Raw genomic sequence first — 12,348 nt, 5'->3', positions numbered from 1 at the left:
GATGCATAGTGTCTTGACTATCTACCGGCTGGGCGTCAAGGAACTATGGAGCCTGATCCGCGACCCGATTATGCTAATTCTGATCGCTTACGTGTGCAGTATCTCGGTCTACACCAAGGCGACCGCGTTGCCCGAAAGTCTCCACATGGCTCCCATCGCCATCGTTGATGAAGATAACTCGCCGCTATCATCTCGTATTATCACGGCGTTCTATCCCCCCCAATTCGCTATCCCAGACAAGATCTCACTTCGTGAGATTGACCCTGGGCTAGATGCAGGCCAGTACACTTTCGTCCTCAACATACCACCCGATTTTCAGCGCAACGTACTGGCTGGTCACGCCCCTCAGATTCAACTCAATATCGATGCCACACGCATGAGCCAAGCGTTTACTGGCAATGGCTATATCCAGCAAATCGTCATGGACGAGATCAACGCGTTTACTCAACGTTACCGCAACTCTAGCGCCCCACCCGTCGACCTAGTACTACGAGCGCGCTTCAATCCTGGGCTCGAAAAAGCTTGGTTCGGATCGCTGATGTCCATCATCGATAACATTACCATGCTCTCTATCATTCTCACTGGCGCAGCGCTGATACGCGAACGAGAGCACGGTACCATTGAGCATCTACTGGCAATGCCAGTCACCCCGGCAGAAATTATGCTGGCCAAGGTCTGGTCAATGGGTCTAGTGGTTCTGGTCTCCGCACTGCTTTCGCTCTATTTAGTTGTTAGCTGGGCCTTACAGGTACCCATAGCAGGCTCAGTGACACTGTTCGCTGTGGGGGCAGCGCTCCACCTCTTCGCGACCACCTCTATGGGCATCTTTCTCGCCACCCTTGCACGCAACATGCCACAATTTGGCATGCTAATGGTGCTGGTACTGCTGCCCCTGCAACTGCTATCCGGGGGTACGACACCACGCGAAAGCATGCCGGAAATTGTCCAGCACATCATGCTGCTCGCACCAACCACTCACTTCGTCGAACTGGGTCAGGCAATCCTTTATCGAGGTGCGGGGATAAACGTAGTATGGCCTCAGTTTCTGCTGCTGCTGTTGATCGGTAGCGTTCTATTCGCTTTTTCTTTATCGCGTTTTCGCAAGGCCATCGGCCAGATGGCATGAGTCATGAACTCTGGCACCGAATCATCAAGTTAATGGTCTGCGGCGGAGCAACACCACATCCGCTGCGGGAAATTCCACCACCATGCCCCAACGTTCGGCTATCCAACAAAACGTCGCTTCGCTGAAAAAACTCACATGCGTCGGGTCGTTTATATAGTGCCAGCGGGCAAATGCTGCTGGGGTACTGACACGCTTTGTCATGACCCCAAGATAGCCCCCAGGGACTATTTTCTCGACCAGTTGACTAAGCTCTTCGCCTGGCCTCGCGAGATGCTCTAACACCTCGGTGGCCGTAATAAAGTCATACTGGCGGTTTAGTACTTCAACGTCAGGGGCGTAAAAAATATCGTAAACCGCCATCGCAAACCCCACCTCCTCAAACATCGCCGACAGCGTAGGCCCTGGGCCACAGCCAAAGTCTAGCCCTTGGGAATCTTGTGGTAGCTTAGCCACTAACGGAGCAAATAAACGCCCCAAAAAACGCCGATATCCCGTATCATGCGGCGAATTCTGATGCTGGTCGTATTCTGCCTTTTCTTGATGCGCATCTAAATGCTGCTCGGCAGGCACAAACACCAAGGCGCACGTGGCACACTGGTAGTAATCGCGGCGACGGTCTTGGTGATAAAGCGCCGGTTCAGGCGTATAGCATAGCGGGCAGCGTCGCATCATCGTATTCTCATGTTTTACGTTTGTTTTAAGGAAAGTGGCATGCTCTCAGGTTTTGACCATCTTGTAGTTACGGTGACTGATATGGGTCGCGCCGTGGATTTTTACTCCCGTGTGCTGGGGTTAGACGTGCGCTACCGAGACGCACAGCGGGTAGATCTTATGCTAGGCGACACGGCACTGCGCCTGCATCAAACCGACACTGATATTGCGCCTGTTTCTGCCACCCCTACCCCAGGCAGCCTGGATTTATGCCTGCGCTGCCAACTGCCGCTGGATGAGTTCAAACAGCACTTAGATGCACTTGCTATTGACGTAGAGCTTGGCCCAGTTGCTCGCCAAGGCGCTAATGGTCCAATTGAGTCGATTTACTTACGCGACCCAGACGGTAATTTGCTGGAAATTTGCCGACCTGCTACCCGCTAATGATAAGCCGCGCCAGCCGCGCTATCATAGTGAGCTTTAACGGCGTCCTCGGGGACGCCTCATGGCGAATAGCAAAAAGGATCGGTTATGCGCGACGATGCCAACAAAGCACCTTTAGAAGGTGAAGTAATTAACGACAGTACGTCTTCAGAACAGCCGGATACCACCATGGCGATGGTGATTTACGCGCTTTATTTGGCAAGCTTTTTGGTAGGGTTTACCTCGCTGGTCGGCATCGTTATCGCCTATGTCTATCGTGGTAAAGGACCTGAATGGCTAGATGAGCACTACCGTTACCAGATCCGTACGTTTTGGATTGGGCTGCTCTACGGCAGCATCGCCACGTTGCTAACGTTTATTCTGATTGGCATCCCCATGCTATTGGCGTTGGCCGTATGGTTTATTGTTCGCTGTGTGAAAGGCTTTAAGGGTCTGCAGGAGAAGCGTGCGCCAACCAACGTTGATAGCTGGTTCCTGTAATTTATGACAGAGCAGTCACCGTCTAAAAAATCACGTTTCCAAGCACGTGCCATCATAGCCCTTTGGAAGCTCCTGGCGCGCTGGCCACTTGGCGTGCTATGGCGTATCGCCGTGCGGTTAGGTCCGCTGGTCTATCGCTTTAGCAAACGAGAGCGTCAGGTGACGGAAATCAATCTGGCAGTGGTTAACCCAGAAGCCACTGCCAGCCAGCGCAAAGCCCTTGCCATACAAAGCCTGCGCCACTCGGCGGCGACAATGCTGGAACTTGGCCATGCGTGGATGGCTGCGCCCGAAAAAGTAGCAGCCAGCATTTTGTCGGTTCATGGCCGAGATAAGCTAGACAGCGCCCGCGCCGATGGCCGCGGCGTCATTGTGCTTGCTCCGCACTTTGGTAACTGGGAGGTGCTTAATTTTTGGCTCTCCAGCCACTTCCCTTTTACCGCCATGTACGAACCCCCCAAAATTGCCGACCTTGAGCCTATTATTCGCCATGGCCGTGAGCGCATGGGAGCCAGCTTGGTACCCACCAACGCCAGAGGCGTCGCTGCCCTTCTCAAAGCGCTTAAGCGTAGCGAAGCTATTGGCATCTTACCGGATCAAGAACCGAACTGGGGTAGCGGTGTATTTGCCCCTTTTTATGGGCGCGATGCCTATACGGCAACGCTGCTACCGAAACTGGTCGCCCGCACTCAGGCAAGAGTAGTCACTGGCGTTGCCTTACGGGTGCCCGGCAAGGGGTTTGAAATTCATTTCCTTGACGCCGATGAGCAGGTTTACAGCGCCGATGATGTGGTCTCAGCCACTGGTGTTAATGCCAGCGTAGAAGCGTCAATTGCGCTTGACCCAACGCAGTATCAGTGGGAATACAAACGCTATCGCAAGGTCATAGAGCAACAGCAAGGGCTGGCAAACGCCAGAGAATTTCGGATTTACTAACGGGTAACGAGGTAATTTATGACCCAGCGTTATAGTCCCACTGAGGAAACGCGCCCACCCCAGATCATTTACGCGCTCTACTTAGCGGGTCTAGTAACAGCCAATATTACACTGTTGATTGGCGTTATAGTCGCTTACGTATATCGCAAAGAGGCCGCGCCGTGGTTGCAAGCGCACTACCGCTATTTGATCCGGACTTTTTGGATAGGCTGCCTCTACTTTATCGCCACCTTTACCCTTAGCTTGATGTTAGTAGGCACCTTGCTATGGCCACTATTAGCCGTGTGGCTTGGTGTGCGCTGTATTATTGGCTGGCTCGCAGTGCGCAAGGGAGAGCCGCCGGCTCGTCCTGGCAGTTGGCTCTGGTAACAACTAAGTATCGCCCCCCTCCAACCACGCCAGCATTTGCTGCAGCAAACTTCGCGACGGCGCTAGGCGCAGGAGCAACTGAGCAACTGAGCAACTGAGCAACTGAGCAACTGAGCAACTGAGCAACTGCTAAGGATGACAGGCTAGGTCATGGTGTCGTCTCAGTCGTTGACCCAGAAGAAGTTAATGCTGGCGTGCCGAAATCTTGCTGTAACCAATGACGCAGCTGGCTCATTTTCGCGGCTTCCTCAGGGCTTTCCAGTGACGGCAGCATGCCATCAATAAAACCACGTACCTTGAAAGGTGCTAAGAGTCGGGGGTCACCGCTAATCACATGCACGGGCACCGCTGCACTGGCGTTGTCGCCGGTAATCAGCGGTGCCGCCTGATGATCTCCCAGTACAATCAATAGAGTGTTGTCATCAACCACTCGCTCGGCCCAACGCCCAGTGACCTTCACAGCGTAGTCTATCGACCAAGCGTAATGGTCGCGGATACGCTCAATATCCTGCCAAAGCACTTCTGGCGGATCACCGGCCTCCTCCCAAGGGGCAAAAATACGCCCATCGCCTATCATCGACCAGTCTTCGAAAACGGGTAAAATTGGTGTCCATGGCGCGTGGCTAGAGATAAGTGCAAGTTGCGCGAATACCGGCGCTTCGCCTAACAAATGTCGCTGGGTGTAATCCAGCGTGAACTGATCGGGCATTGTGACCCAGTTCAGCGCTGGCCCGGCATAGGGTAAATCTTTCGCTGCTGCAATCTCATCAAATCCGTAGGCCAGCCCTTCTGGCCAAGCCAACGTAATGGCTGGCATGACACTAAGCGTCCGCTGCCCAGTGCTACTAAAATCACTAATCAGCGTTGAATGACCGCTTTCCAGCATCAGCCGATACCATAGCTGATTATCAATCCAGCGACCGCTTAGCGCCGTGGCATGAGCAAGCCAAGACTGACCTCCCCGAATAGGCGCTTCTAGCAACCCCGAAACAGCGTGTAGATCGCGCTGACCCAAACGTTGCTGTATGTCATCTAGCGTAGGCAGTACGACACTGCTGTAGCGAGCATCATTAATGGCCGATACACCATAAGATTCAATAAACGTTAATAAGACATTGCGCCCCAACAAACCGGGTAATGGGCTAGGCTCTAACGGTGACGCCTGCAGCTGTTCGCTAAACGCCACTCTCGCCCGATGAGTCGCCACTACCTGTTCCCACTGGAAACGCGTGGTGTTAACAGCAGGCAGCGTTGATTTAGCGACCAATCGCTTGCCGTTAGCCTCGGAAACCGCGAAACCTGCTGCGGTGATCATCACGAGGATGGCTAGAGCACCTGAAGCACGCCTCACCGATAGAGGCTTAGCAGGCAGCAGCAATCGCAGCATCACCCATAAACTACCTAGCAGGGCCGCACTGCCCAACAACATCAGGAAAATTGCTGCCAGTTGACCTACATTACCTACTAGCAAATGGTAGATAGAGCGCACCAAAGGCACGTCCAGATAGAGATTAAGTGATCGCCCAAACGCGGTGTGTGTCGCGGCATCACCTAGGTTGGCTGCCGATACCAACGCCAGCCAACCTACCAACAAAATAGCCAACCAGCGACGTAAGCTACCAGGGCGAATAAGTAGCATTACAGGGGCTATAAGCCATGCTTCCCAAGCAATTAGAGGAGAGCCAATCTCACCGAAACGCCACCAAAGCGGCAATACCAGTAGAAAGTTGAGCGTTATACATGTGAGTAGAAGACGAATCATCAGCGCTTCAACAGCATAGCAATCACCTAAACATTACACGCTTAATGGAGTTTAAAGCTTGCACACGACCATAAAAATCATATACCAATAGGATCAATGGTATAACTTTTGTTGAAATATTTCATATACTGATTTTATGGTTACCATGTTGGCATGCAATCGAAAGGAACTCGCTCATGAGTGTTCGTACTGCAGCAAAATGGATGTTGTCATTCAACTGCTTGATCGCCTTTTCTGCGATTGCTAACGATGATGATGTTTTTGACCACGTTATTGAGCGTGCTAAAACCTTAGCCGATGCGCCTTACCAGCCCCCGCATGAGACGCTTCCCAGCGCTCTGACGTCGTTAAATTACGACCTGTATCGACAAATCCGTTTCAATCCCGAGCGAGCCTACTGGCGCGATGAAAGCCCTTTCAGTATGCAGCTATTTCATAGCGGATTTATATTTCAAACCCCCGTCACGATTAATGTGATCGACGATGGTGACGTTGAACCACTCTCTTTCTCGGCCGATGACTTTCAGTACGATGGCGATGCCAACCGTTTGTTAGAGCATGATTTAACGGGCAGCGGTCATGCCGGTTTTAGGCTGCACTATCCTATCAATAGTGATGATTATGCCGATGAATTTGCTGTTTTCCTTGGCGCAAGTTACTTCCGTTTAGTAGGACGCGACCAAGCCTACGGCCTTTCTACCCGTGGCCTTGCCATTGATACCGCATTAGCCAGTGGTGAAGAGTTTCCCGAATTTCGTGAATTCTGGCTCTACAAGCCTGATGAAGATTCTGACAGCATTACGCTACTCGCCCTCATGGATAGCCCATCGCTAAGCGGTGCCTACCGCATTACGTTAACGCCGGGCGAGAGCACCGAGGCAGATGTAGAAGCAACGCTGTTTGCACGTTCTGATATAGCAAAGCTAGGGGTTGCGCCGCTCACCAGCATGTTCACCTTTGGGGAAGCCGGCACCGAACGAGCTGATGACTTTCGTCCCCAGGTACATGATTCTGATGGTTTGCTAATCCACACGGGGGCCGACGAGTGGATTTGGCGGCCGTTGCAAAACCCCTCATCGCTTCGCGTATCAGCGTTTATGGACGACTCCCCTTCTGGGTTTGGTCTAATGCAGCGGGAGCGGGACTTTAACCGCTACCTAGACCTTGAAGCCCACTACCATCGCCGCCCCAGCCAGTGGGTCGAACCCCTTGCTGACTGGGGACCAGGGCATGTAGAACTCGTCGAAATTCCCACGCCAGATGAGACTCACGACAATATAGTGGCTTATTGGGTGGCCGAGGAGGCGCTCACTGCTGGCGAGTCTCGCCACCTTCACTATCGAACGTTTACGCTCAATGAACAGCCCGAGGCTAATTCACTGGGCAAGGTTGTGCGCACCCGCCATGGAAACGCAGCGGTTCCAGGCGAGGCCGACTCCCCCTCTGCTGATCAGCGCCAATTTATTGTCGACTTCCAGGGCGGCAAACTGGATGACCTGACATCAAGCGAGCCAATCGAGTTGGACATCAGCGTGCTCAATGGCGAGGTATTACTACCTCAAGTTAAAACACTACCCAACAACGGACAACGGGCCACTTTCCGACTGCCCCCCAGCAGCGAGCCTAGTGATATCCGGCTACGGCTGATGGTTGAAGGAGAGCCGATTACTGAAACCTGGAATTACGTGTGGTATCCCGATGCCTGATCTCCACGCGTTGCGGCCTTCGATGCCCTGGCTTAACGGTCGTAGAGCCTTCTTTGCTTTCACGGTGTTAGCCACCAGCATTGGTGGCTGTATCGCGATGGCGAAGGTCGTTGCCAACTTTGCCATTGGCTGGCAGCTCACCATGTTGATCCTATTTGCATTAACGTTTACTTGGATAGCGCTGGCTTTCTGGGGGGCACTATGTGGCTTTGTGCTTTGTGCGCTACGCCGCGATCCACTCAGCTTACGTCGCCAAGCCATTGAAAACCCCAATGCTAGCCTGTTAATCAGCCGCACCGCGCTAATAATGCCTATTTATGCAGAACCTCCCATCCCGACCATTGCAGGGCTAGAAGCAACGTGTCATTCACTTCTCCAGCAAGCAGAAGCGTATGGTGCAGGAACACCCAGTGCTATCAACAAATACTTTGAAGTGTTTGTATTGAGCGATACTCATGAGTCGGCCATGGCAGACATCGAAGCGGCCCATGTGGCTGCCTTGCAACAGCGCCTGGCCGGACAGATAGCCGTTCATTATCGGCGACGCCCTAATAATGATGGCCGCAAAGCAGGCAATATCGCAGAGTTTTGCCGCCGCTGGGGCCGCCGCTATGACTACTTGGTGGTGCTAGATGCCGACAGCCTAATGAGTGGCGCTACACTGCTGCACTTAGTCCACCGGATGCAGCGGCAACCCAGCGTAGGGCTTATTCAAACGGTGCCTATCCCTGTTGGCCAACGCACGCTATTTGGACGTTTTACCCAGCTAGCCTCAGCACTCTACAGCCCGATGCTGGCAACTGGCCAAAGCTTCTGGCAGGGCGATGCGGCGAATTACTGGGGCCACAATGCGATTATTCGCACTCGGGCCTTTATGGCCCATGCCGGGTTACCTATCCTTTCAGGTAAGCCACCGCTGGGAGGGGAGCTATTAAGCCACGATTTCGTCGAAGCGGCTCTCTTGAAACGGGGCGGCTGGCAGGTGTTACTGGATACCTCTGCGACCACCGCCGTATCTCGCCATAACCCTTACGCTAGCGCGTCACACAACAGCTTTGAAGCTATGCCGAGTAACATGCTCGACTTTGCCAAGCGTGATCGCCGCTGGCTACAGGGCAACCTGCAGCACTTACGCTTACTCACCGGCGCCGGTTTTCACCCGATTAGTCGGCTACACTTTTTATTCGGCGCGTTTGCCTACCTTTCTTCGCTTGTTTGGCTTGGGCTTCTGCTCTGCACCAGCCTGATGGTGGGTTATCAAGCCATTGAGACCACGTCAAACCCGCCTTTGCCTGAAGCCCTCTCTCTGAGTCTGTTAAGTGTAACGCTGGGTATGCTGATTGCGCCCAAGCTGTTGGGGCTATTACTAACGTTCTGGCAATGCCCCCATGCTTACGGCGGGCGACTCAAGCTTGTCACCAGCACACTCTTGGAAATTCTGTTTGCTGCATTGATTGCACCACTGATGATGGCGTGGCATAGCTTATTTATCATCAACGTGTTGATTGGCCGAGCCATTGACTGGCAAACCCAACACCGGGGAGAGCGTTCGCTAAGCTGGCGAGAAACATGGCACCACACTGGGTGGATGACGCTGTGTGGTATTGCTTGGGCAGGCACGATGATACTCTTTTCACCCTCTGCGTTTGGTTGGTTAACCCCCGCATGGCTGGGGCTGATTGGAGCCGCTCCACTGGTGAAATATTCTAGCAGTGCCACTTGGGGAGGCCTCGTTAGCCGCAAGTTCGGCTTACTGCAAACACCCAGTTCAGCACAACAACCACCACTTTTGGAGGAGTTTGCCGCGTTAGAAAGCCGCAGTCATCAATCCATTGCCACCTTAGCTCGCTCGTCGCTAACACTTGCTCTAGCGCCTCCCCAAGAACAGCCAGGCGATATGCCCTGCCAGTCGTTTCGCCATCACGTCCAGATAAAAACCGAGCATGCACCACCCACTAAGGAGCCCCACTAATGCCTTCTGCTTTTTTTCATCGGCTGCGCAGTGCCAGCGGTATGGTGCGTTCACTGTTTATTTACTGGCGGCCAGGAAGGCAAAGGGGTCTGAAACAGTTATATCGTCCGTTTATTCAACCGGGCGATATCGCTTTTGATATTGGCGCTCACTTAGGCGACCGTAGTGCCGCCTTCCACTCGCTAGGTGCTAAGGTAGTGGCATTAGAGCCACAGCCAGCACTGGCCAAATGGTTTAAACGGATACTTAATCAGCCTAACATCACGCTCTTACCACTGGCCGCTGGACCGCAACCCGGCTATGCGGATATCGCTATCAGTGTTAGCAATCCGACCCTCTCTACCCTAGCGACCGAATGGCGACATCAGGTGGGCGAACGAAACCCTGGCTTTCAGCACGTGCAATGGGAACAGCAGCTAAGCGTGGAAGTCACTACACTGGATCAACTGATCGCCACTTACGGCGAACCAAGCTTTATAAAAATTGATGTTGAAGGGTTTGAAGCAGAAGTGCTGATGGGGCTTAACCACCCGGTAGCAGCGCTTTCAGTGGAATTTGTTGCGGGCGTGTTAGAGGTCAGCCATGCCTGCGTTGAACAGCTGTCACGTCTTGGCGACTACCGTTTCAATGCAATTGCCGGTGAGCAGCGCCACTTCCGCTGGGCAACCTGGCAATCCCCTGAAACCATTACCCAATGGCTTAACGATGGCGTTGACGGCTTAGCCTCTGGGGATCTCTACGCCTGCCGCGCCGACCATCCGCTGTTAAACGAAGCCGCATAACTCTTCAAAAAACGATTTTAAAACACGGCTTTTAAAACATAGCTTTCAAAACAAGAGAATCTGCATGATTTATCACTGGCAAACCCTCACCGCTCCCCAGCTCGCCTCGATTGCCGAAGGTGATCCAGTCGCAGTGATCACCTTGGGGGCCATTGAGCAACACGGCACTCACCTACCGCTGGGCACCGATCTGATCATTGGTGAAGGGTTACAAGCCGCCATGTTAGACATGATTGACCCAGCACTCGACGTGCTGTGTCTGCCAGCAATTGCCGTCGGTGCGAGCGACGAACACGCCAGCTTTGCTGGAACGCTTAGCCTGCCCGCTCCACTCGCCATCGCGACATTAGAGGCTTACGGCGAAAGCATTGCCCAGGCAGGGATAAAAAAGCTGGTGCTGATTAATAGCCACGGTGGCAATAAAGCCGTGATGGATCTTGCCGCGCTGACCCTACGCAAGCAGTTTGAAATGCGCGTGGTGAAAGCCACCTATACGCGGCTACCGCCGTTGGAAGGTGCTATCAATGCCGATGAGCTGCGCTATGGATTGCATGGCGGATTATTGGAAACCGCCATCATGCTGCATTTAGCGCCTGAGCTTGTGCAGCTCGACAGCTACCAACCTACCCCACCGGCAATGCCTAAAGGTGACGCCCTGGTCAGTCCAGAGGGTAGCGCCGCGTTTGCCTGGCTTGCCGAGGACCTGAGTAGGTTCGGCGTTGCCGGTGATGCAACGGGTGCTCATCAAGCATTGGGTGAACGGTTAGTCAGGCACTACGCCACTCAGTTGGCGCAGGTGGTGGCCGAAACCGCCCGCCTGCCACCGCTTATCACTGGTAAAACGCCAGATTAACGCCCACGACCTTCAAGCACTTCGTCTAAAAAATGCCCTGCCCGGTTGGCTTTGGCGCTTAGGTAGCGGTGATTGTGATCCGTCACACTACCGTAGAGCGCCTGACGTGAGACGACTTCAATACCCCCTTCACGCAGCGCTGCCATTTTTAGCGGGTTGTTGGTCAACAGCTGAACTTTATCGATCTCTAGCGCATTGAGCATATCCACCGCGACGGCGTACTGCCGCTCGTCGTCGCCAAACCCTAGCACTTGGTCGGCATCGACGGTGTCTAAACCGCCATCTTGCAAGGTGTAGGCGCGCAGCTTATTGGCTAAACCAATTCCCCGTCCCTCTTGTGCTAAATAAAGCAGTACGCCGCCACCCATCGCTTGAATATCGGCCACCGCATTACGTAACTGCTCGCCACAGTCACACCGCAGACTGCCGAACAGATCACCGGTGAGACAAGCCGAGTGCATACGCAAAGGAACCGCCCCAGGGATAGTAGCCAAATCGCCAATCACCACGGCCACATGCTCTCGCAGACCATCAGGTTCACGAAACAGTACGAAGCGGCTTTCAGGCGCATCTTCAAGGGGAATACGTGCTTCACTGACACGCTTTAGCATCCCCGGGGCACCGGCTAAACACGTCTCTGCATCGCGGGCATTCACTTCTAACAGCTCGCCTTTTGCTAACTGCTGAGCAATATTCTCGGCTGATGTCGCACTGACCTCTGCGCACAGCGCCGCCGGTATCAATAGCGCACGACGCATAAGTGCCACAGCGCCTCTCTCTCCCACGCCAGCAGGCTTCAGGCCGCTTAAAAGCGAATGAGCCTTCGACGCTTCATTGGACACAGCAAGGTGATGCAAATCACGCTCACTGATTTGCTCGGTGAGCGGTAAGCAGGCCGCATCCGCCTTAAGCGACATGCCCATTGCCTGCAAGCGATGACGCGTTAATACCAGCGCTGGCCGAGAGCCGGAGAGTTTCGCCAGTGAATCGACCGACACACTGCCTTCAAGAGCCTGTACCAACAGACGTTGCTCTCCGGTATTAATTACCACGGGCAATCCACGGCGAATATCGAAAATAGCGCGTTCAATGTGATACATGTAGGCCTCCAAGTTGCCGGTTGGGGCGGACAACGTTTGCTTGCGTCGGGCAACATGGCCCCGCATGATGAGTTGCTGTTTTTTGAGTGGAGATACCATGCCTGGCACCAATGAAGTGACGATCGATACCGACCAAGCGTGGGCATGGTTGCTGGACACTCAACAGG

Annotated in this window: 12 protein-coding genes; 9 read left to right on the top strand and 3 right to left on the bottom strand. The window is 53.6% G+C overall.

The annotated features are described in order from the left end of the window. The first annotated feature begins 1 nt into the window (after position 1). Positions 2–1,126 (top strand): ABC transporter permease, encoded by a 1,125-nt coding sequence (locus NDQ72_05390; protein ID WKD29386.1) that lies wholly within the window; start codon positions 2–4, stop codon positions 1,124–1,126. A gap of 24 nt (positions 1,127–1,150) precedes the next feature. On the opposite strand, the gene NDQ72_05385 is transcribed toward NDQ72_05390, so the two are convergent. Continuing rightward, positions 1,151–1,798 carry a class I SAM-dependent methyltransferase gene (locus tag NDQ72_05385; GenBank protein WKD29385.1) on the bottom strand — a complete coding sequence of 216 codons (648 nt, stop codon included), beginning with the start codon at positions 1,796–1,798 and terminating at the stop codon, positions 1,151–1,153. Between the two features lie 39 nt (positions 1,799–1,837). Between NDQ72_05385 and NDQ72_05380 the strand changes: the two genes are divergently transcribed. From NDQ72_05380 to NDQ72_05365, 4 genes are all read left to right on the top strand, one after another. Continuing rightward, a complete protein-coding gene (locus tag NDQ72_05380) occupies positions 1,838–2,221 on the top strand; it encodes a VOC family protein (GenBank protein WKD29384.1) in 384 nt (127 codons plus the stop codon). Positions 2,222–2,308: 87 nt separating this feature from the next. Further along, positions 2,309–2,701, top strand: a complete 393-nt coding sequence (locus NDQ72_05375) for a DUF4870 domain-containing protein (GenBank protein ID WKD29383.1) — start codon at positions 2,309–2,311, stop codon at positions 2,699–2,701. Between the two features lie 3 nt (positions 2,702–2,704). Beyond that, positions 2,705–3,637 carry a lysophospholipid acyltransferase family protein gene (locus tag NDQ72_05370; GenBank protein WKD29382.1) on the top strand — a complete coding sequence of 311 codons (933 nt, stop codon included), beginning with the start codon at positions 2,705–2,707 and terminating at the stop codon, positions 3,635–3,637. An 18-nt stretch (positions 3,638–3,655) separates the two neighbouring features. Further along, positions 3,656–4,006, top strand: a complete 351-nt coding sequence (locus NDQ72_05365) for a hypothetical protein (GenBank protein ID WKD29381.1) — start codon at positions 3,656–3,658, stop codon at positions 4,004–4,006. 148 nt (positions 4,007–4,154) lie between these two features. Here NDQ72_05365 and NDQ72_05360 read toward each other — a convergent pair whose 3' ends face one another. Continuing rightward, positions 4,155–5,768, bottom strand: coding sequence for an alkaline phosphatase (locus NDQ72_05360; protein WKD29380.1), 1,614 nt, complete (start codon positions 5,766–5,768; stop codon positions 4,155–4,157). Between the two features lie 176 nt (positions 5,769–5,944). Between NDQ72_05360 and NDQ72_05355 the strand changes: the two genes are divergently transcribed. The 4 genes from NDQ72_05355 (at position 5,945) to NDQ72_05340 (ending at position 11,081) form a co-directional block, all read left to right on the top strand. Then, positions 5,945–7,474 (top strand): glucan biosynthesis protein, encoded by a 1,530-nt coding sequence (locus NDQ72_05355; GenBank protein WKD29379.1) that lies wholly within the window; start codon positions 5,945–5,947, stop codon positions 7,472–7,474. Then, the gene (gene mdoH, locus NDQ72_05350) at positions 7,467–9,446 is read left to right on the top strand and encodes a glucans biosynthesis glucosyltransferase MdoH (protein WKD29378.1); all 1,980 of its coding nucleotides are present in this window, start codon (positions 7,467–7,469) and stop codon (positions 9,444–9,446) included. Before NDQ72_05355 ends, mdoH begins: the two co-directional genes overlap by 8 nt. After that, positions 9,446–10,228, top strand: a complete 783-nt coding sequence (locus tag NDQ72_05345) for an FkbM family methyltransferase (protein ID WKD29377.1) — start codon at positions 9,446–9,448, stop codon at positions 10,226–10,228. Before mdoH ends, NDQ72_05345 begins: the two co-directional genes overlap by 1 nt. Positions 10,229–10,292: 64 nt before the next feature. Next, entirely contained in the window at positions 10,293–11,081 is a 789-nt protein-coding gene (locus tag NDQ72_05340; protein ID WKD29376.1) for a creatininase family protein, read from the top strand. Here the strand turns inward: NDQ72_05340 and ribA are convergent. After that, on the bottom strand, positions 11,078–12,181 hold the full coding sequence (gene ribA, locus NDQ72_05335; GenBank protein ID WKD29375.1) for a GTP cyclohydrolase II RibA: 1,104 nt from the start codon (positions 12,179–12,181) through the stop codon (positions 11,078–11,080). The genes NDQ72_05340 and ribA overlap by 4 nt on opposite strands. Positions 12,182–12,348 lie beyond the last annotated feature (167 nt).

It is taken from the genome of Halomonas sp. KG2 (assembly GCA_030440445.1).
In the GTDB taxonomy this organism is placed as follows: Bacteria; Pseudomonadota; Gammaproteobacteria; order Pseudomonadales; family Halomonadaceae; genus Vreelandella.
Note: the sequence above shows the minus strand (reverse complement) of the source record. Positions and strands in the feature narration are given on the sequence as shown.